Source organism: Salibacter halophilus, assembly GCF_008806325.1.
Classification (GTDB): Bacteria; Bacteroidota; Bacteroidia; order Flavobacteriales_G; family Salibacteraceae; genus Salibacter; species Salibacter halophilus.
In genome coordinates this window covers 52,806-73,644 of the sequence record NZ_WACR01000008.1, presented here as the reverse complement: position 1 = coordinate 73,644, position 20,839 = coordinate 52,806, and the positions used below count along the sequence as shown (strand labels likewise).

Here is a 20,839-nt window from a genome sequence, read left to right as displayed (position 1 = left end):
AGGTAAATATTCCTGATAGAAGGGATAGCTATTTATGCTGCCACTTGTTTGTAATCTTTAGAAAACTTCCTGAAAAGAAGTATTCCAACAGCCATAATCATGATATAAGGAAAGCCCATCAAATAGAGAATTCCATTATTGAGCCCCTGGCCAATATTGCTTTCGTTATTCTCCACAACTGCGCGGCACATAGAGCATTGAGCTAAGTTCGGCTCTGACCAAAACAGCGCTAAAACTAAAAGAATGATAAATGGAACTACTTTTTTCATCTCAGTAAAATGGAGCTAAGAATACATACACCAAAACACCGGTTAAAGTTACATAGAGCCAAATAGGATAGGTGAATCTCACCAGTCGTTTATGGCGTTGAATATTACCCGTTAAACCTCGATAATAAGCGAGCAGAATAAAGGGTAACGATATTCCGGCAAGTGCTATGTGGGTAATGAGAATAAAGTAAAATAGCGTATTGTATTCTCCGGCATACTTTGTATCGCCTGAAAAATAATGGTTGGTGACATAAGAGAGTAAGAAAATAACACTCAGAGCCATGGCCGTAGTGTTAAAAGCTTTGTGGAGTGCTATATTCTTCCTTTTAATCGCTATGAGTGCAGCGATTAGCAATACGAAACAGGTTCCGTTAATGATAGCGTTTACCATCGGGAGGAAACTCACAAAAGCCGGCTCATAATCTGCCTGAGGTAGTTCATGCAAGATGATAACGAGTGCGTAAACGATGATTGTAAAGATCCAGATAAACCTAACTACATTCTTATTTTCCTTCATCCTCTTCCGATTTTACAGGCCTGTACTCCACAAATCTCAAAGACTTAATGCCATCCATTAATGCCTTGGTTTCAACATATTGTAATCCATCATAATAACCCCTAATATGGTTATTTTGATCAACCAGAACAATGGTATTAAACCAATCTATTTCCAGGTTTGATTCAGAATCAATTAACAACTTTTCAAACGCAAAAGTTTTAGCGTTTTGTGATTTTAATAATCGCCAGTTTTTATTGTTAGGTGAATACCCCTTACGCAAAGCGTTGACTGTAGAGTCGTTAAGTGTTTCACCCAAATAGAATGTCAAAAGATCAACCTGTTCTTTGTCGCTAAAACGCTCAAATACAGTTTGCATTTGCTCCATCACTCTGAAACCTTCTTCATCAGGATGAACGAATGAAATTACTTTGATTTGACCATTGATTGATGACCAGTCAAATGATTTCCCATTAGCGATTTCACTTTCTGGAAAAGATGGAAGAACGTAATAATTCGTGTCAGGAACTCCCTTTTTTATCTCCCTTGATTGATCAGCTTCTCTGGGGCCATAATACGGCATACCGCCAATATCGTGCTCACCAGAAGATAGTATCACGTAAAAAAGCGAGGGCATCACTAGAATAGCTAATAAAATAAGACCCTGCTTGGTTTTACGAGACATATAACTCTAACGAGTTTAAAGTTGAAAAATGTTTTAAGCGCTAGCTTCTACAAATAGAATGTAAAGCAAGTAGAGTATGAACAAAGCGTAAGGTGCTAAGATTGTCCACTTGAGCGACTTTCTTTCATCACCGAGGTGCATAAAGATCACAACGATATACCCCGCTTTGAGAAGCGTTAAGATTACATATCCTAACTTGACCATCTCCCATGCAGTTGAATTCATTCCCAGAGCAGCCTTTGGTAAAAGAACTCCCATTAGAACCTCAACAATAGTGACAACAGACAAAATGATTGTCACCATGTAAATATTTTTGCGAATCTTTTTCCCTTCTTCTTCGCTGTGGTGATTATCAAGGGAATATTCTATAACATCATCTCTTTCCATCGATCTGCGCTTTTAAAACCTTAAACAAGATAAAAGAATGTAAATACGAAAACCCAAACCAGGTCAACAAAGTGCCAGTAAAGTCCAGATTTTTCAACCATTTCGTAGTGTCCTCTTTTGTGATAAACACCTTTGATCACATTGATCAAAATGACGAGGTTTAAGATCACACCACTTAATACGTGAGTTCCGTGGAAACCTGTAATAAAGAAAAAGAAATCAGCGTATAATTGGTGACCGTATTCATTTCTTGTAAGACTTGCACCGTGAACAAACTCGGCAGTTGATTTTATCGCTTCAGCATCTTCACCAGTAACAGTAGAACCAATAAACTCGCCATTCTTGATTAAAAGCGACTCATCAGCCTGGATTTCAGCTACAATTCCACTGCCTAAATCTGCTGTTGTTTTGTCACCATCTTTCGTCACAAGCTCAGTGGTGAAACCACTGTTTAATTTGTAAACACCATGGTCAGATCCGTGAATGAATGTTGACCACTCCCAGGCTTGCGATCCGAGGAAAATAAAACCTCCAACTACTGTAAGTGCCAGCCATTTTGTAACACCTTTTTTATCCATTCTGTGACCGGCTTCAACAGCTAAAACCATTGTAACAGAACTCACAATAAGGATAAAAGTCATCAATGCAACATAGAGAAGCGGCAAATGAATATCATGCGGCACAAATGGGAAGTGATAAAAAATCTGCTCAGTTACGGGCCAAACGGCTTCAAATTTATGACGAGCAAATCCTAAAGCTCCAAGGAAACCACCAAAGGTTAACGCATCGGAGATGAGGAAAAACCACATCATTAGCTTTCCGTAACTTACACTGAATGGGGATCTTCCTCCGCCCCACAATACTTTTGAATCAATTGGTTTTGATGCTTCTGCGGCCATCTTTTTAGATTTCGAGTTGAAGTTGCTGCAATGTTAACGAATAAATAGTAAAAATAATAGTAAATATATCCAGAGAACATCTAAAAAATGCCAGTAAGTTGATCCCAATGACAAACCGAGATGTTCTTCAGCAGTATATTTTTCCATCAATGAACGAACCAGGAGCACGATTAACACGATGACTCCTGAGATCACGTGAGCAAGGTGAACTCCAGTCAACACGTATAAAAATGATGAAGAAATATTACTTCCAGTGAAGTAATGTCCGTTTTCGACTAAAACTCCATAACTGTAAAATTGAGCGATAACAAAACCCAATCCAAAAATCAAACTGAGCCCAACAAACTGTTTAACTTGTTTGAGATCGTCTTTTTTTACAGCTCTCTTAGCTAAAATCAATGTAATACTGCTCAGCAATATTGATGCTGTGCTTATAAAAAAGGAGTTCGGTAATTCGAATGATACCCAATCTGAATCTGAATGGCGAATTAAATAAGCACTCGTCAAGCCGGCAAAGGCCATCAAAATGCCAACCATTCCCACCCAAAGTAAGGGTTTTGCAGACTTTCGCCTCGTTTCCTTCTTCTCTTGATCTTCTATCTCTCCAGCGTATTCTGAATATTCCATCTTGTTAAATTTTATCTAGCCATAAAGCAATTTGTACAACAGGCAGATAAACAAATGAGGCAAACATTAGTTTGGTGGCTGCTTTATCATCAACTGTTTTATAGAGTTTGAAAGCGTAATAAGCGTAATAAGCTCCTAAAATGATCGCGATGATAGCTGAAACAACTCCGGTCACTCCAAAGTAAAAAGGAAGTAAGCTAATTGGAATCAAAAACATTGCATAGACAAAAGCCTGCATTGCTGAGGATTTATCTTTTCCGCCAGGTGACGGGAGTAAATGAAATCCGGCCCTGCGGTAATCATCGTCAGCTTTCCAGGCGATAGCCCAAAAGTGTGGGAATTGCCAAACGAATTGTATGGCGAATAAGATTCCCGGGATTAATCCGAATTGACCTGTCTCGGCAATGTAACCAAGCATAGGCGGAATAGCTCCGGGGAATGCCCCTACAAAAACAGCAAAAGGTGTTTTCCTCTTGAGTGGCGTGTAAATTCCGGCATAAAGAATGAGTGCTAGCGCACCTAAAAGACCGCTCAACGGATTTAGCACAAACCACAATAAACTAATACCAACAGCCCCCATGATAAGAGAAAGCCAAAGACCTTCATTGATTGACATTTTGCCTGTTGGCAGAGGTCTGTTTTTTGTTCTCGACATGAGTTTATCGAGATCTTTTTCGATAATTTGATTGAAGCCGTTTGATGCTCCGGTCACTAAAAATCCACCGAATAACAGAGCTGTGAATTTTCCCCAGTTGATTGTATCAGCCGCAAAGAAGTAACTTACTGAAGCTGAAAAAACAACTAATGACGCCAGCCTGAATTTCGTAAAAGCTACGTAAGCTGACGCTTTTTCGCTGATTGCGGCTCTGACCGAAAGTGTATTTGAATTTGTTTGACTCACTACTAAAATTGTGGTGCAAAAATAAGCCGCGCATTTAAGCGGGCAAAATTTATCTTAGATGACTATCGTAATAACGATTAAATATCGCAGACTTCAATCCTAGTTTAAACATGGCATCATCTGAGTGGTTACTCAACGCTATTTTGACATTTACGAGAGCCTGGAGCCATAGGTTCATGTCTGGCGAAAGTAGGTACTGAGTTCTAAGTTCGGCTATAGCATAAGACATGGACTCTCCTTCACTTATTTCAAACCCTCTATCTCGCTGCCGATTGATGAAATAGCTCGTGAAAATATCCTCTCCTACATTTTCACTTGTACTAAATCCCTGTTTTTTCCAGCTGAATTTACTCTGAAAAAAGAACCTGTCTTCCCTGTAAGCGGCAAGAGCTAAAACCTCATAAAAATTTGCTCCAAACGGATGTGCCAAAGGTTGATTCAAATGGCCGTATCCTTGAACTGCTGCTCCGTGTGCATAAGTAAAAGGCCTAACTGCATTGAACTCTCCGAGTAAAAGTAGCCCGTCAATACCGAGTGAGTTATAGCTTTTAATTCCAATTTGACCAGCGTATTTATTTCCCCACCAGCCTTCTCTGGCTCTAATTTCTTTGAGCAAAAACTCATCGAGCAAAAGCTGACCGTAAAGTTTCACCTCTTTAGCAGCAAAATAACTCATCCCTGCTCCTATCATCACATTATCAGGAGAGCCAATAGAAAACTCAACCGGACGATAAAAAATCATAGGGTTGAGGTAGTTTGGATCAAACCCGCGATGCACTTCCCCTTCACCGTTTTGCCAAATTACAGTCTCAAAAAGCTGAAATGAAATTCTCTTACTCGCTTTGAAATCAAAAATGTGTGTAGTTGTCCATTTATCTTCGGCTCGCCACTCACCTTCTTCAACATTGGCAAAATTCACGTGTTGAAGGCGCTGCCACAGATTGGTGTACTGAATTCGCCAAAATGTAGATGTGATTTTAAAGTACTCTGTTGGTGAAGCAAAATCACTTTGAAACATTGAGCGATAACCTTCCCCAAAGTGCTGCTTACCTCTACCCAGCTCTAAATCAACGTATTTCACCGGCCTGTAGGTGAGTTTCCCACGACCAAAAAATGACCAGTATTCATCATCAGTATTTTTGTACAACCTACCCGCTCCCGGCACAACACCTAAGTTCCTGAAAGCTTTAAACCCGTGATCTTCCCAGGTTTTGTAATAATTGAAAAGCCCTGTAACTGAATACCCAAATTTGTCTTTGACCCTACCAAAGAACTGTACACCAGCACCTAAAAAAGCAGTATTGGTATCGGCACCGAGTTCTAATACAGGGAGAATAGAAATACTGTTTTCTTCACGGTCAGAGCCCGACAAACCGCGAGTAAAGGAGTAATGATTTGCAAACGTGTGACGGTCAGATCCCATCGAGTCAGTCTCCTGCATAATTTTCCACTTGTACTCAAATGCTCGCTCGTTTTGTGCGTTGAGCCCGATGGAAACCAAAAGCGATATGATCAATAAAATCCTTTTCATCAAAAATCTAAATAATTGCTGCGCAATGCAGTTTTAAAACCAAAGCTCAGCCACTGAGTATTGTACTGTGAGTGTAACAATCCGCCAATATAAAAATGAGCGTTATAGCTCGGGTTCAGGATGTAGCCGATATCGCCTCTCAAAATTCTTTTCTCATTATCATTATCCGTTGAGTAATTTATTTGAGTGCGGATCAAAAATCTCTTGTACTGAAACTGCAATCTAGCGATGAGTTCTTCAGTATCACCTCCCCAGGCATTACCTAGCGGCTGATTAAAATGTTGATAATCGGCATAGCGGTACTCTTCAGGCAAACCATCATTGCCATTAGATGCTCTGTACAACTCATTTGTCTTGTTGTACTCTACTCCAAGAGTAAATAACCCTTCATCATTGTAGCTGACTCCTAACTGAAAACCTGACCCTCCGTTCTCATCAGTCGCGATCTGACCATAAACCTGAGTGCTTTGGAGAAAATAAGTAGAAAATTGAGCTCCTATTATTCCATAAATTCCCGGTGAATCCTCAGCCATCGTGTAATTGTAAAACGGCAACGGATTTACAATGCCGTAATTAAATACTTCTTTCCCTGTTGAATCGTCCCAGGTTTTAAAAATGCTCCCTTCAAAAACCCCTAACTCAAAATGCTGAGATGGTTTAAAACTCAAATAGTGAAAATTACCGTTTTTGCGTATCAACACATCCTCAGCCGGACCAACATCCGGTGTCCTCCTCGATTCCTGAAACCAGGTCACTACAGTCTCATAACTGACAATACCTTCTAAAAGTGAGGTTTTGAGCTTCATAAAAGGGTAGTTCATCAAATGATCAGAGAGGAACAGTGAACGATATCCGTGCCTGTAATTTAATCTGTCGTGTCCAATCGCGGCTCCCAGCCATTTAGTAGGCTGTATTTGAACAACTCCGCTCGCCATTGCATAATCAAAACCGCCATTTTTAAAACTCTTGTAACGGCCTTCCCCCGGAACTACAGCGTAACTTCTAATCACACTATCCATGTACTGTGGAAAAAAAGACTGATTCTCGTAAAACGATGAATAAAAGCTGATTTTATCAGTCAAATGTCCCTGAAGAAAAACACCGCGCGTATTGGTGTAAAGTGTTTCGTCCGTTTCATCATTTAAGTCCTTTCCAAACTTCCCGTTTACAGCCGGATTGATTTCCATATAAAATTCTCCCGTATCCACTCTAACAAATGGTTCAACGAGTAACTTTCGGCCAAACCAGGTTTTGCGTTCTTTTACACCAACTCTCGCAAGCTTGATGCTGTCGACACGTTTTTTGGAGGCAAAATCCATCGAGGGAAGAGAGCTGCCAAAATGTGTGTTATTTGGCTCAAAATAAAGCACACTCTGCCACTGCTTATTAAAGGTGTGGTTTTGATTGAGAATATAAGACTGAGCTTTAATACTCAAAGATCCCAGGAGAATGAGAGACGATATGATCCAGTGTTTTAAGCTCATTAAAATGAATGCGAAATATTTTTATCCATATCGGTCAGAACCTTACCCGCTAAGCTGCTGGCTCCAATTCGAAAAAACGAGGGAGTTAGCCAGTCTTTACCAAGTATTTCGTGAACAAGCTTCACGTATCGCTGAGCATCTTCAGAAGTGCGAATTCCGCCTGAAAACTTCACTCCCATTTGCATACCCCACTTTGTCGCGTGATCTTTAATTGCTGCACACAAGATAGCCCCTTTGTAAAGAGTTGCTCCTTCATTAGTTTTCCCTGTAGATGTTTTGAGAAAATCTGCCCCACCTCTAAGAGCTGCCATTGAAGCATTGTAAAGTTTCATATCGTCAGAGAAGTCGCTCGTTTCCAGAATTACTTTTAGCCGAGCTCCATCACAAGCTGATTTCACTTCGCTGACTTCTTTTTCTATTAGATCAAACTCGTCATTAATTGTGTAACCACGATTGATCACCATATCAATTTCAGAAGCGCCATCTTCAACAGCTTTCTCAGTTTCTATGACTTTCATAACGGGAAAAGTTTGACCAGTTGGAAAGTTCCCCGTTACACAAGCAAGTTGAATAGCCGGATTGACAAGTGTTTTTCTAGCAGTCTCAATAAAGTTAGGGAAGACACAAACAGCAGCTAAATCCGGCAGGTTGTATTTTGGTGCATCAAAGTCGTTGATTTTTTCACAAAAAGCCTTTACGGATTCGCGATTATCAAGATTATTAAGCGTTGTGAGGTCAATGGATGAAAATAAGAAAGCCAGCTGCTCTGTTTTGAGCGACACTGGCGATTCTTTTATGTCTTCAGCTATTTCAGTTGCTTTTCTTACACTGTCGAGTTCCATGCGTCAAATGTAAGAATGATTCTTATTTAGCGCACAGTAAATTTAATTGGAATCCTGTAGAGAACCTTCACTGCTTTTCCACCTTGAAAACCAGCTTTCCAGCCTTCCATTGACTCAATTGTGCTAACAGCCTCTTTGACTAATGAACTATGAACCTGCTCTTTGTTGAGAACCTCAACATTACTCACACTTCCATTTTCATTGACCACGAAACTCACGTAAACGGTACTGCTGGCACCAATATCTTTAATTACCTCGGGCACAGTTATGTGTTTACTCAAAAATTTGAAGATATTTTTATCCGTGCAGGCTCTTTTTGAATCTTCACTGAGTCTGGCATTACAGTCACCAAATACAGGCATTTGTTCAACCTGTACAAAGGGCCCTTCCTTCACCGTTTTTTCGGGCAACTCAAAGGTACCGGGATCAGGTAAGTCAATATAGGGGACCTCTCTGGTCGGATCCGGCTCTGACCGTGGACTCTTTTTAACTGGTTTTGGTTCTGGCTTTGTGTTGTTTGGTTTTTTGATTTCCGGTACTTCTTCGGTTTTGTATGTGATTGGTATCATCACATCTTCAATATCGGTTTCTTCAACACCTCCAAGATCAATGGGTGTGAACTCCTCTACTCTGTACTCAAAAGCCACGAGTGAAGCAGAGGTTGCAACGATAAGACCAATTAGAAAAAAGAAAGGTCTTTTGTTGTTTAGTTTCCTGAATGAATTACTTGATTTTAGCATAGCGTTTTCTTTATAAACGCCTGCTTTTTAGGAATATTACGGCAATAAAAAAGGCTACTCAACGTTGAGTAGCCTCGAATATTTGAACTAAGTCTATTATTATCTAAGTGTAAATCGAATTGGCAGGTTAAATTGCACTTTAACTGATTTTCCACGTTGTTTACCCGGTTTCCATTTGGGCATATTTTCAACAACTCTAATCGCTTCTTTATCGCAACCTGCACCAATTCCGCGAAGTACTTCAACATCACTGATCGATCCATCTTCGTTAACAACGAATGTCACGTAAACAACACCTGATACACCGGCATCTTTTGCCATTGGTGGATATTGAATCGATTTACCGAGGTATTTAAAGAGTTCTTCTTCTCCACCGGGAAATTGTGGTGGATCTTCAACTACCTGGAAAATCTCAGGTTCTTCAACAACTTCTTCTTCCGGAGTTTCAACGAATTCGATCTCAGTGTTTTCATCGATCTCAGTTGATTCGATTTCCAACTCTTCTTCGATCTCTTCATCATCTTCCACGATTTCGAGAATTTGTTGTTTTGGTGGTGGCGGAGGTGGTGGCGGTTTACGCTGAGTAATAGGAATCATTTCCTCTTCCTCCATTTGAATATCGAGCTGACCTAATTGCGTTTTGGTTTCCTCGAATATCTTCCACTCAAAGGCAACGAGTACCATACCAAGTGCAAAAACAAAACCCACAAAAAAGAACAGGTTTCGCTTTTTATTGATATCGACTTCCGGATTTTTCTTTAATTCCATAGTAGTCCTTTATTCTTGAGCGGCTAAATTAATATTTCTGTTTTAAACAAACGTGAAGTTTCCGCTCATGTTTATCAATTCCCTGTTATCTGAAACGAAAAACTATTTTCGTTTATTGCTCAACGTTGCTTTTACAACGCCTAATTATGTAGCATCTGGGATTACCAAAAACCGCTAAAAAAAGTCCAATTCCTGCAATTGTTCCTGTCAAATTAGCGAGGATGTCAAACCATTCAAAGCTTCTTCCATCTAGAGCGGCTCCCTGAATAATTTCCATCAACAACCCGTAAGCTACTGCTACTATAAAACTAACCAAAAGAGTGCTATCTTTCAGTTTAAGAATTATAACCTGCTTGATGTTAGCCTGTATTAAAAACCACGTAAGGGTGAAGTACATGATAAAGTGAATGACTTTATCGAGTCCTTCAATACCTACTTTAGGTGTTTGTCCACCGGGGAACAAACTCAATGCAGCAATTAAAACAGCAGTAATAAAGGCGTACCTGTACACCTCAAGCTTGTGCAACATTACGGTTACGCGTTAACTTCTTCTTTGTAATCACTCGCTGAGAGTAGATCGTCAAGTTCACTGGTATCAGACATTTTGATTTTGATGATCCAGCCATCGTTGTAAGGATCGTTATTTACAGTCTCGGGATCATCTTCAAGAGATTCGTTAAACTCGATCACTTCGCCTGATACAGGCATGAAAAGATCAGAAACAGTTTTAACAGCTTCAATTGTTCCAAAGACTTCTTCTCTGTCGAGCTCTTCGCCTTCAGTTTCTACTTCAACGTAAACAATATCACCTAATTCGCTTTGTGCGTAATCAGTAATACCTACAATTGCTACATCTCCGTCAATTTTGATCCACTCGTGATCTTTTGTGTACTTTAATTCTTCAGGGAAATTCATATAAACTTGATTTTGCGCCAAAATAAATTCATTTCCTGCTTTTCTCAAACTTTATTAGCCTGTAATGGTGAAACGAATGCTCAATCCCGCGTTGGTATTGGCTGTTGGATATGCAAGTGAAATAACCGGTGTATTGACAACTCGATCAAAGAAGAGGCGGATATTGAGGTTTTTACTCAGCGAGTAATCTGCTGTGAGCTTGATCGACATGATTCTTTGACCTCCTGTTGGCTCATTTGGTCGAATATCAGTATCGAGTTTACGGAGGATTGTATAATTATTTCGAATTGAGAAATCGGCTCGTGTTCTCAGGTCACTTTTGATTTTATCCTGTTTCGATGGTAGTGTAAATGGAATTTTAATCTGATCAAAAGTATACCCCAAACCAACTGTGTACTCCTGTCCGCGAGTTTCTGTAATTTGTGCATTGGCAATACTCAACGATAAACTTCTATCGTAGCGTACCTCAAACCTTGTTATCAAGCTGTTTTTCCAGCTCATGTCAATATTGATGAGCGGACTAAAAGATTCCTGAATCGTTACTGTTCTGTATTCGTTTTGCGGTACAATATTGACTCCATTTACCGGGTCTCTCACAGATGTGTACCCAACATCCTCTGGATCTTCATAAAGCACGTTTGTTTGGTAACTGGCTATGCTAAAGGTTGATTGGTAAGCATGACTTAAAGTCACCGATTTAAACCACTTTTTGAGTGCTTTTAATTTACTCAACCCTGTGTATGTCAATCGCCAGTTTGGCATTGGTGCTTTGCTAAATGGATTGAGGTTAACATCTTTTGCCTCTTTTCCTGAATAAGCGGCCATGAAAGCAGGAATTAAAACCTCAGGGTGTGTGGGGCCATAACCCTGGTAGAACTCCTGATCTGTTTGAATGCTGTCACCTTCAAATTCCGTGTCAGGACTTGTATAAGGGTTCTCAGCAGATAAACGCCTTGATACATCGGTTCTGAAATCAGAGAAGTTTTGAAAAGCTTCATTCACATATTGATCATTATCCTGAATAAAAGACGTTGGGAATGAGAAGAACGATCGGCTAAAGTTTCCTGTAGTAATGGGTGATTCACGGTTAAACAAATCGTAAGCTTCGGTTCCATCTTCATAAATCAATGTGTCGTACCAGCGGTTGTAGGTAGAGAAGTTCCTCGATTCATCGTAATTTCCTGTAAGCTCTACTCTCAGATCCTTGACCGGCTCCATCGTCAGTCGGTAGTTGAATCGTTCAGAATAGGTTTCGCTGTACATCTGGTTAAAGGCTTCCTCCTGGACGAGCCATCCTTTCTGCTGAGCGTGATCGAGGAAATTAAGCCCATCGTCACTAAAGTTGTCTTGCTGCCCTACGATAAACCCTGCACCTGGCGCTGAAAAATCTGGATTCATTCCCAACATTCGATGTTCTGGAGAGTATCCCGGTAACATCACGCCCTGGTTACGCGAGTAAGATGCTGATGCATTTTTGAACATCATCAACGACTTTACGGTATGCTCTAATATTGAGAGCTTATTGTCATCTTTTTTCTCCGTTGTATCGTTTCGTGTTTGCCTTCTTCCACCACCTCGTTGATCACGTTGCTTTTCACGTTGGGCAAGCTGTGCCTTCCTATTGATTTCCCGCAAGAATTTTACCTTGTTGTATAGCGAGAGGAAGTTGAACGAGGCATTGATTGAAACCTGACGTGTGTTCTGAATAGTATTACCTAATGAGTCAGCAGCAAAAGGAGCCCTGTCCCAGTTGTACGTTGCGTTGTATCGAGCGCTACTGTTAATCCAGTCGAGTGCTGGAATTTTATTCAAAGGCAAACTGTAGTTCAGCCCAATTTGATGGTTGTATCGCGTATTCGTTCCAAAGTCTTTAATTGCCGTCCAAACAGAATCTTTCCACTGATCGTACTGATCTTCGTAAACATCTTTATTCACAGCACCTCTTGGCTCTTCAATCAAAGCCTGATTATTTGCCTGGAAATCGAGTTTTAAGGATCTGGTCAGATCCCAGCGCATTGAATAATTGCGATTCCAATTGAACGATTTGTTGTAGAATGGAGGCATATCTGCCGTGATATCAGGTTGGTTATTACGAACCTTGCGCTCGTTATACCTCCTGTCAACATTTGTTGAGAATGATATCTGTTTGGGGAGTAAATAGAAATTGAAATCCCTGATGAGCCGCAGGTATTTACTTTTCCGCAAGAAATTGATCTTATTAAACGGCTTAATGTTTTCAGGATCAAAGGAATGATTATAGGTTATACCTCCCCTGTATCGCTTCGTTCTGTCGTATTCAGTATTGAAATCTCGTTCAAAATCCTCAGAATAAGACAGCGTTGCCGAGAAATTAGAGATGTCGTAAAACCTCGATTTCTTTTGAGGATTAGTCTTTTCTTTCCTCACATTCGTGAGGTTAATACTTCGTCTTATACGCCTTGTTTCCTGTACACGCCTTACCGAATCCTGTTTACCTCCATCAGGATAGGATTCATTCACGTAATCATCAAATTCGATATCTGGAGCGAGGGGAGCAAATTGTGGTCGGCTCACATATTCCTGATAACCGACATAAGCCGGAATTTTTATTCCCGATTTCTTTCCAAAGAATTTACCGAGCGACATATTTGATGAAACATCAAACTGCTGAATCGTCTCTCGTTGTCTCTCACTTACTTTTTGCTCAATAGTTCCCCAACCCGGGGTACTCATTTGCCCTGAAACAGCAACTGTTGCAAAATCGGCAAGTTGAGCATTCATCCTACCAATTGCAGCCCACCCGGCCTGATCGTTAAACTCACTCAACCTCAACTCATTGAACCAAACCGTAGCACATTTTGGCATTCCGTCATCTTCAGATCCAGGCTGAGCTTTGGGGTTACGAATACCGATCATGATGGTTTTAACAGTAGCAAGGTTGGGGTTACCCTTGACGTAAATCGTTGCTTTCCCATCATTGTACTCAAATCGTGATTGGTTGTTGACAGTGTTAGGATTGTTATTGGAGGATCTGTTCCTATTAGTTTTTGCTTGCTTCAATGCGTCAAAATCTACTTCAAAGTTGTTTGCTTCAGGCCAAACTCTTCTTTTTGCAGCATCATCGTCAGAATTGTAAACTCCGGGAGGTGTAATCTTCAGCGGAATTTCATATTCGTAGTAGTTATTTTCAAAATCGGTTCCTAAACGCATGAAGACCGTCACTTCATCATTTTCTATTGGATTAGCCTGATCGCGCGATTCACCGTGAACAAACATTTTTATCTTCCCATAAGACAAAAGGTCGAGATCCATTTGACGATAAGCTGCTCTCGCTTCTCCGTCTTTCAAGTCGCAAACAGCTACTTCTAATGACTGCTCGTTTAACTGCTGTTGATTCGTTGTTCCAATATTAATTTCCCTTTGAATATCTGGCGGTATCACATAATTTACAGGTGTTCTCTCACTGTTTTCCTCAAAGTTCACTGCCTGAACAACAAACTCAGTATTTTCATCTTCTACCAGGTAATCACCGGGCTCCTGTAAACTTCCGTCAAAACGTCTCCATTCTCCCCGAACGAGCTCTAGTCTGGCAAAACGCATTACAACCGGATTGCTGAATCCTCTCATGAACATCCTCATGAACCGAATTGAACGGAAATCACGAATGTTGCCGATTGGCGTTCCCTCATCGAGCGGGATACGGAACTGGTACCAGCGGATATTACGGCTCTGACCATTAGTGGTTGTAACCGTTGTTTCCAGCATATCTGTAATGTAATTGTCTCCTATATTGTTTGGATTTATTTCCTGCTGAGAAATATCAACTGAATACTGCCAGTAGTTTTCAATATCATCGAGGTTGTTGTCATCATTGATATCCTCAGCATCAGGACGAGTTGAGCCAATTGCTGCATCTCCTGACTGACCTGCAATTGGTGAGTTTCCATCGTGATTATTGAAATACTTGTAACGCTCGAGGATATTAGCTTGTTGATTATCCAGCCCATCTCCCTGATAATAAAGGAAATCATCACTTGACGGGTCACTCACATTAGCACCCGGAATGAGAGTGGTGAGTTCATTGATATAACTTTCAAAGAAAACCCGCTCTTCATCGTTGCGCAAACCATCGAGCCCAATATCCTGGTTACTGCGGGCATCTGGGTTATTATCAAATCCGTTAACATAACGCTGTCCAGGAGTAAATCGACCATAAGCTGATGTGTACTGCTCGGTCAGAACCCGATTAGCCGGCCTGTCTTCCGTGTCGATAAGGTTTTCGTAGATGATTTGACCGTCTTTTTGAATATCTTCAGAAATAGTTCCAAGGTTGATATAAAGTTTACCATTGTCAGATCCGTATTCGTAATCCTCGTTGAACGGGTCCATCACCCAAAACTGGATATACTCGACATTGGCACTGTTAAAGTCTTGCTGAATAATTGGGCGTTGAATCCCGGCCCATCTACGCTCAGGTCTTCTCAATCTAACACCTCCATTAGCTCCCTGCTCAACTCCGTAACCGTATTGATTGCCGTTTCTATCTGTTCCATCAACATCGTAATTGTACGGACCTTTTTCTCTTGGGTAAAAAGCGAGATCGAAAGTTGGAATATTGTTGAACTGAGCGTTTGCTGCCTGCCTGTTAGGGAAAACCTCATCGAGCGGAACCTGCCTCATAAAGTGGTTCGATTGCATATCCTCATCATCGGCAATATGATCAGGAGTACGGGCATCGTTTCGCCAGAATAACGGGTCAATTGTATACCATGCGAGCAATGCGCGGTTGAAGTTTGTCGCGAGGTTATTCGTCAATTCAGCTTCTGGAAAAAGATCTGGCTGACCTTGCGGGACACTGGCAAGTGACCACATCGTACGTGAACGCAAATCTATTGTAGTTTGACTCCCTTCAAAATCATCGATGTATGATGTTCCTTCATCCCCAATTGCCTTGTTATGGCCGGGAAGTAATTGAGCAAATTCACCACTTACCTGTATGGTGGATTTTTCTTTTGTATCGAGAAATGGGATGTTGTCAACAAACTTCGTTAGAAAAGGAGCATCAGTCCTGTACGTTCCGTCAAGACCGTAAACCGTGTTTGACATTGGCTCTTCATACACGTTTGTTTTTCTAGTTACAGGACGTTCTGACAGATTCATGATTGTACCGCCAAACATGAGGTCTTCACTCACCTTGTAATCAAATCGTGAACCGATTAATGTTTGCTGCTGCACGTTAAAAGAGGCATTACTCTCAAGCGATATATTGATAGGTGTTCCACTTTCAAGAAGTCCTTCGTTTAAGATTTTCACTCTACCGAGTGTATAATCAACGGTGTAATCCTGATTTTCCACCAGCTCGCGTCCTCCGGCAGTCACTTTTACAGATCCCTCAGGCACGTTGAGAGCATTGAGCGCAATTTCATTACTCGATGAACTCTGGAACTCACCTTTAATGGTAAAGCGGTTTTTATCGGGGAAAGAAACTTTTGCAATCTCTCTCGGAACCGTATACAAGGAGTCAAAAGCGTACAGGTCTCCCAGTTCTTCAGTACCCATCTTTTCTCTGATAGTTTGACCAAACGGCTCAAGCGTTGGGAAGTAAATACGGCCATTGTCAGGATTAATCGTAGGCACATACTGGTTCTGAAAGGTGAGGAAATCGAAAACACCATCGGGGTTTGGTTTTTTGTTGACATCCAATTTATCGAGACCGAGAACCTGAATCAAAGGCCTGCCGTTAACATCAGCCGGACCATCATCAATAAAATTCGTTTCAACACCTCTGTCGCGGTCGAGGTACCAAACGTTGAGTTTAAATTCATTGCTCTGAACCTGATAAGCGCTGAGTGAGTAAACGTTTTTCATCATCAGATCCCACATCGGAACATCGGTTCTGAGCTCAGTACTTTTCAATAATTTGAGCATGAGTGGCTGATCGCCATTTACATCAGTTGAAAACTCACCTACCTGATAGGTTCTTCCCTGGTATGTGTACTGAAAAGCAACTGCTAAAACCTGATTGGGCTGTAACTTTTGATTGACTGAGATGTAACCGAGCTGGGGATGGTAAGTAAACTCTGACTGATCGAGTTTGCGGGCCAGGCCAACTTTGTGGTAATCTACTCGCGCTTCATAGCCCTGAGCATCGAGGTATTGATTAGCGTTGAGGAATTGACGAACCTGCGGAACGTTTTTCACATTTTCATAAAGGGAGTTGGCTCTGTTATCATCAATACCTGTTTGAGAGAGAACCTGAATATTTCCTGAGCCATTGTAAAGTCTGTTGCGATTCGATTCACCGAGATCCTGAAACGCCAGGATATTTCGAACATTTTGAACTCTATTGTTCGTATTGGTAACCCAAACCTCAATTTTAGTGATGTTAGCTTTTGACGTTACATAAGGCGGGCTGCTGGTTGCATCTTCATAATTGTCTCGAAAAAAGTGACTGACGAAAAAGTGTTTGTTGTCTTCGTAATTATCGGCTTTGATTTCAAATTCAGTTACCTGGGCCCCTCCTTCAACAGTGATGTTTTTCTTTTTTCCGCGCTGTTGAGAGAAAAATGGCGTGACAGTCAACCGGCCAAATTTGAGTTGCGTTTTAAATCCGAAAAGACTTTGAGAACCCTGAATTAGGGTGCTATTCAAGGGCATTGAAATGTTACCAGCTTCAATTTTTTGAATGATATCGTCTTCGTAAGCCGTGTAATCGAGTTTTACCTGGTTTTCAAAACTAAAAGTTGCTTCAGTATTGTAGTTTGTTGTGAGCTTGAGCTTGTCACCTATGTTACCTATTACGTTGAGCTGAATGCGCTGATCAAAATCGAAAGTTGATATTCTGCGTTGACGTTCTGGCAAAGCGGGGTTTTCAGTTTTTGAAACATTGACACCAAAGATCAACTCTGCCGATCCTGATGGTCTAATATCAATCGTGTTACCACCAAAGATTCGATCAAATGTTTTGTTTTCTACCTTAATATCGGGGACTTCAAAACCGCCTTCTTTATTGAACTCATTCTCGGCTGCAACCTTATCTGACCAGTACTTGCTCGTAGCTTCCTTGTCTTTGTAGTTTCGGTATTCATCAAAGGTCATGTAGTTCTCAGGACGGTAGTTGAGGCTGTTACCCAGTTTTTGGCGGTAGTAATATTTACCTGTTTCAGGGTCGTAGATCAGCTCCTTTTTAATGTTACTGGGGTCATCGAGATCCATTGGGGTGTAATCCTGATTGAAAGGAGTGTTGCTTTGATCTTGTATGGGATATTTTAGATTGGGAACAGTATCATTATCATTACTATCAGCAGGCTGAACCTGGGGCATAGGAATATCATCTGCTTTGACGACATCAGTCAATGCAGCAATTAGGCTAAAGATAAAAAACACGAATAGCCTTATTCTATTTTCACTAGAAATTTTCTCCAACAAACCCCAATGTGCTTTCGATTACAAACTCTTAAGAGCATGCTTTACCAACTCCTCAACGCTTAGTTCATCGCTGTTTTTCAGAACCTTATCTATCGATTTCTCAGCTGATTTTCTATCAAATCCGAGCGCGGTTAAGGCAGATAACGCCTCTTGTTTTGTGGTATTGTGTTCTGAACCAGAAAATTCTAATTCTTCTGCTAACTTGGCGAGTTTGTCCTTTAAATCGACAATCACACGCTGGGCTGTTTTACCACCTATCCCCTTAATAGATTGAAGGGTTTTGGCTTCTTCGTTAAGAATTGCATTTGTAACCTGATCGGGGCCCATGGAAGACAACATTGTTTGAGCTGTAGAAGCTCCCACTCCTGATACACTTATCAATTGCTTGAAAATTTCACGCTCTCCGTTTTGAGCAAATCCAAAAAGTTTGTGCTCGTCTTCCCTCACCTGCATATAAGTCAACACCTTGCACTGGCCTTTATCTGGGATCTGACCATAAGTGTGGAGCGAGATATGCACCATGTACCCCACTCCATTACATTCAACAACAAGGTAGGATGGGTTTTTCTCAATGAGGGTTCCGTTTAGATGGGTAATCATTACATTTTTCGCGTTTGTGCCTCGGCTGCGGCTATGGTTACCATATTGACAATCTCACGGACTGAGCTCCCCATTTGCAACACATGGAAAGGTTTTTTGAGTCCGAGGAGAATTGGCCCTATCGAATCTGAAGCAGCCATGTCCTGAATTAATTTATACGCAATATTCCCTGCTGAAAGCGTAGGGAAAATTAAAGTGTTTACTTTTTTATCCTTCAGTTGAGAGAATGGAAAAATCTCTTTTGATAACTCGTTGTCCAAAGCAAAATTTGCCTGAATTTCTCCATCAACCAATATCTCTGGATGCTCATCATGTAGAATTTCTACTGCTTCAGCCACCTTCACTGCTTCAGGGCTTTTTGACGAGCCAAAGTTACTGTAGCTGAGCATTGCGATATTCGGCTGTACGCGCAATCTCTTCACAGCATGATGAACCATTACGACAATATCAGCCAGCTCTCTTGCTGTTGGGTTGTAATTCACTGTTGTATCAGCAAGGAAAAGCGGACCTCTCTTCGTGATGAGGATGAACATACCGGCAATTTTTGAAACTCCCGGAGCTCTGCCCAGCATTTGGAGAGCAGGACGAATGGTTTGCGGGTAGTTTCTGGTCAGACCCGAAATTGCAGCATCTGCATTCCCCGTCTCAACCATTGCCGCAGCAAAATAATTACGTTCACGCATCAACTTTTGTGACTCGTATAACGTAACTCCTTTTCTCTTGCGTTTTTCGTAATAGATATCAGCAAACTCTTCTCGCTTTTCCTGCATATCATTTTCACGCGGATCGATGATTTCAAGGTCGCTAATCTCAATAGCAAATTCTTCAGCCATCGATTCTATCTTCTCTTTTTTACCGAGGAGAATTGGTTCAGCGATTCCTTCATCACTAATGATTTGAGCTGCTTTTAATATTTTGTAGTGATCAGCTTCAGCAAAAACAACACGCTGTGGGTCGCTCTTGGCACGTTGAACAATACTGCTCACCAATTTATTATCGAGCCCGAGACGTCTTCTCAAATCTTCGCGATACTTTTCCCAGTCTTTAATTTTCGTGCGAGCCACACCGCTCTTGATCGCTGCCTCAGCAACTGCAGGAGCCACTGAAGTGATCAATCTAAAATCAAGAGGTTTTGGAATAATATAATCTCTCCCAAATGATAAGCCACGCATGTTGTAGGCTTCATTCACCTCATCAGGAACAGTTTCTTTTGCGAGCTCTGCCAGTGCGTGAACGGCAGCCAGTTTCATTTCTTCGTTGATCGCTTTTGCGCGAACATCGAGAGCTCCTCGAAAGATAAATGGAAAACCGAGTACGTTATTAACCTGATTGGGATTGTCAGATCTCCCGGTAGCCATGATAATATCTTTTCGGGCAGCCATTGCTTTGTTGTATGGTATTTCAGGCTCCGGATTAGCGAGCGCAAACACAACCGGATTATCAGCCATGCTTTTTACCATCGCTTGCGAAACGATGTTTCCGGTCGACAAACCGAGGAATACATCAGCTCCTTTCATGGCATCTTCGAGCGTTTCCAGCTTTGTATCGCGAGCGAATTGACGCTTGTGTGACGATAAGTCATCGCGATCTGACCGAATAACACCTTTACTATCAAGCATTAAAATGTTTTCTGGCTTTGCACCCATCGACTGGTAGAGCTTGGCACAGGAAATGGCTGATGCACCGGCACCATTCACCACGATTTTAACCTCGTCAATTTTTTTCTCGGCCAGTTCAAGTGCGTTGAGTAGAGCAGCTCCGGAGATTATTGCAGTACCGTGCTGGTCATCGTGCATAACCGGAATATCGAGCTCTTCTTTGAGTTTTTGTTCAATGTCAAAAGCTTCAGGAGCTTTTATATCCTCAAGGTTGATTCCTCCAAATGTTGGTGCAATATTTTTGACCGTTTTCACGAACTCGTCAACATTTTTCGTGTCAACTTCTATGTCAAAAACGTCAATATCAGAGAAAATTTTGAAGAGCAAACCTTTACCTTCCATCACCGGCTTTGAGGCTTCAGGACCAATATCTCCCAAACCTAGTACAGCAGTACCATTACTGATGACAGCCACTAAGTTTGCTTTAGCCGTGTACTTAAAAACCGTTTCAGGATCTTTATGAATTTCCTTACACGGCTCAGCTACACCCGGAGAGTACGCGAGTGATAGATCGCGTTGCGAGTTGTACGGCTTGCTTGGAATCACCTCAATTTTCCCTGGTTTTCCTTCAGAGTGATAATCGAGTGCTTCTTGTTTTCTGATTTTTACCATAATGAAAAGATTCGCAAA

Annotated in this window: 17 protein-coding genes; all 17 read right to left on the bottom strand. The window is 41.2% G+C overall.

Going from position 1 to position 20,839, the window contains the following annotated elements; all coding sequences use genetic code 11:
- Positions 1 to 32: 32 nt before the first annotated feature.
- The 17 genes from F3059_RS10070 to F3059_RS09990 all read right to left on the bottom strand — a co-directional run bounded on the left by F3059_RS10070 (position 33) and on the right by F3059_RS09990 (position 20,821).
- Positions 33 to 269: a hypothetical protein gene (locus tag F3059_RS10070; protein ID WP_151168825.1), complete on the bottom strand. Its 237-nt coding sequence runs from the start codon at positions 267 to 269 to the stop codon at positions 33 to 35.
- Between the two features lies 1 nt (position 270).
- Complete coding sequence (locus F3059_RS10065; RefSeq protein WP_151168822.1) at positions 271 to 786, bottom strand: DUF420 domain-containing protein; 516 nt, start codon at positions 784 to 786, stop codon at positions 271 to 273.
- The gene (locus F3059_RS10060; protein WP_151168820.1) at positions 773 to 1,450 is read right to left on the bottom strand and encodes a hypothetical protein; all 678 of its coding nucleotides are present in this window, start codon (positions 1,448 to 1,450) and stop codon (positions 773 to 775) included. The genes F3059_RS10065 and F3059_RS10060 overlap by 14 nt, the downstream gene beginning before the upstream one ends.
- 33 nt (positions 1,451 to 1,483) lie before the next feature.
- A complete protein-coding gene (locus F3059_RS10055) occupies positions 1,484 to 1,837 on the bottom strand; it encodes a cytochrome C oxidase subunit IV family protein (protein ID WP_151168818.1) in 354 nt (117 codons plus the stop codon).
- A 20-nt stretch (positions 1,838 to 1,857) separates the two neighbouring features.
- Positions 1,858 to 2,736 (bottom strand): cytochrome c oxidase subunit 3, encoded by an 879-nt coding sequence (locus F3059_RS10050; RefSeq protein ID WP_151168816.1) that lies wholly within the window; start codon positions 2,734 to 2,736, stop codon positions 1,858 to 1,860.
- Between the two features lie 33 nt (positions 2,737 to 2,769).
- Complete coding sequence (locus tag F3059_RS10045) at positions 2,770 to 3,363, bottom strand: cytochrome c oxidase subunit 3 (protein ID WP_151168814.1); 594 nt, start codon at positions 3,361 to 3,363, stop codon at positions 2,770 to 2,772.
- 4 nt (positions 3,364 to 3,367) lie between these two features.
- Positions 3,368 to 4,264 carry a heme o synthase gene (gene cyoE / locus F3059_RS10040; RefSeq protein WP_151168812.1) on the bottom strand — a complete coding sequence of 299 codons (897 nt, stop codon included), beginning with the start codon at positions 4,262 to 4,264 and terminating at the stop codon, positions 3,368 to 3,370.
- 49 nt (positions 4,265 to 4,313) lie between these two features.
- Entirely contained in the window at positions 4,314 to 5,795 is a 1,482-nt protein-coding gene (locus tag F3059_RS10035; RefSeq protein WP_151168810.1) for a hypothetical protein, read from the bottom strand.
- Positions 5,795 to 7,279 carry a hypothetical protein gene (locus F3059_RS10030; RefSeq protein ID WP_151168809.1) on the bottom strand — a complete coding sequence of 495 codons (1,485 nt, stop codon included), beginning with the start codon at positions 7,277 to 7,279 and terminating at the stop codon, positions 5,795 to 5,797. Before F3059_RS10030 ends, F3059_RS10035 begins: the two co-directional genes overlap by 1 nt.
- Entirely contained in the window at positions 7,279 to 8,121 is an 843-nt protein-coding gene (gene deoC, locus F3059_RS10025; RefSeq protein WP_151168807.1) for a deoxyribose-phosphate aldolase, read from the bottom strand. Before deoC ends, F3059_RS10030 begins: the two co-directional genes overlap by 1 nt.
- A gap of 26 nt (positions 8,122 to 8,147) precedes the next feature.
- Positions 8,148 to 8,861: an energy transducer TonB gene (locus F3059_RS10020; protein WP_151168805.1), complete on the bottom strand. Its 714-nt coding sequence runs from the start codon at positions 8,859 to 8,861 to the stop codon at positions 8,148 to 8,150.
- A gap of 99 nt (positions 8,862 to 8,960) precedes the next feature.
- A complete protein-coding gene (locus F3059_RS10015) occupies positions 8,961 to 9,629 on the bottom strand; it encodes an energy transducer TonB (protein ID WP_151168803.1) in 669 nt (222 codons plus the stop codon).
- 112 nt (positions 9,630 to 9,741) lie between these two features.
- Positions 9,742 to 10,158, bottom strand: coding sequence for a VanZ family protein (locus F3059_RS10010; protein ID WP_151168801.1), 417 nt, complete (start codon positions 10,156 to 10,158; stop codon positions 9,742 to 9,744).
- A gap of 5 nt (positions 10,159 to 10,163) precedes the next feature.
- Entirely contained in the window at positions 10,164 to 10,544 is a 381-nt protein-coding gene (gene gcvH / locus F3059_RS10005) for a glycine cleavage system protein GcvH (protein WP_151168799.1), read from the bottom strand.
- A gap of 54 nt (positions 10,545 to 10,598) precedes the next feature.
- Positions 10,599 to 17,948: a T9SS outer membrane translocon Sov/SprA gene (gene sov, locus F3059_RS10000; protein ID WP_151168797.1), complete on the bottom strand. Its 7,350-nt coding sequence runs from the start codon at positions 17,946 to 17,948 to the stop codon at positions 10,599 to 10,601.
- 21 nt (positions 17,949 to 17,969) lie between these two features.
- On the bottom strand, positions 17,970 to 18,551 hold the full coding sequence (ruvA, locus tag F3059_RS09995) for a Holliday junction branch migration protein RuvA (protein WP_151168796.1): 582 nt from the start codon (positions 18,549 to 18,551) through the stop codon (positions 17,970 to 17,972).
- Positions 18,551 to 20,821 (bottom strand): NADP-dependent malic enzyme, encoded by a 2,271-nt coding sequence (locus F3059_RS09990; RefSeq protein ID WP_151168794.1) that lies wholly within the window; start codon positions 20,819 to 20,821, stop codon positions 18,551 to 18,553. The genes ruvA and F3059_RS09990 overlap by 1 nt, the downstream gene beginning before the upstream one ends.
- Between the last annotated feature and the right edge of the window lie 18 nt (positions 20,822 to 20,839).

Coding starts and splice junctions, on each gene's coding strand:
- gcvH (WP_151168799.1), bottom strand. CDS start 10,544: ATGAATTTCCCTGAAGAATTAAAGTACACAAAAGATCACGAGTGGATC.
- F3059_RS10060 (WP_151168820.1), bottom strand. CDS start 1,450: ATGTCTCGTAAAACCAAGCAGGGTCTTATTTTATTAGCTATTCTAGTG.
- F3059_RS09990 (WP_151168794.1), bottom strand. CDS start 20,821: ATGGTAAAAATCAGAAAACAAGAAGCACTCGATTATCACTCTGAAGGA.
- F3059_RS10010 (WP_151168801.1), bottom strand. CDS start 10,158: ATGTTGCACAAGCTTGAGGTGTACAGGTACGCCTTTATTACTGCTGTT.
- F3059_RS10020 (WP_151168805.1), bottom strand. CDS start 8,861: ATGCTAAAATCAAGTAATTCATTCAGGAAACTAAACAACAAAAGACCT.
- F3059_RS10045 (WP_151168814.1), bottom strand. CDS start 3,363: ATGGAATATTCAGAATACGCTGGAGAGATAGAAGATCAAGAGAAGAAG.
- deoC (WP_151168807.1), bottom strand. CDS start 8,121: ATGGAACTCGACAGTGTAAGAAAAGCAACTGAAATAGCTGAAGACATA.
- F3059_RS10015 (WP_151168803.1), bottom strand. CDS start 9,629: ATGGAATTAAAGAAAAATCCGGAAGTCGATATCAATAAAAAGCGAAAC.
- F3059_RS10055 (WP_151168818.1), bottom strand. CDS start 1,837: ATGGAAAGAGATGATGTTATAGAATATTCCCTTGATAATCACCACAGC.
- F3059_RS10070 (WP_151168825.1), bottom strand. CDS start 269: ATGAAAAAAGTAGTTCCATTTATCATTCTTTTAGTTTTAGCGCTGTTT.
- F3059_RS10050 (WP_151168816.1), bottom strand. CDS start 2,736: ATGGCCGCAGAAGCATCAAAACCAATTGATTCAAAAGTATTGTGGGGC.
- F3059_RS10065 (WP_151168822.1), bottom strand. CDS start 786: ATGAAGGAAAATAAGAATGTAGTTAGGTTTATCTGGATCTTTACAATC.
- F3059_RS10030 (WP_151168809.1), bottom strand. CDS start 7,279: ATGAGCTTAAAACACTGGATCATATCGTCTCTCATTCTCCTGGGATCT.
- F3059_RS10035 (WP_151168810.1), bottom strand. CDS start 5,795: ATGAAAAGGATTTTATTGATCATATCGCTTTTGGTTTCCATCGGGCTC.
- ruvA (WP_151168796.1), bottom strand. CDS start 18,551: ATGATTACCCATCTAAACGGAACCCTCATTGAGAAAAACCCATCCTAC.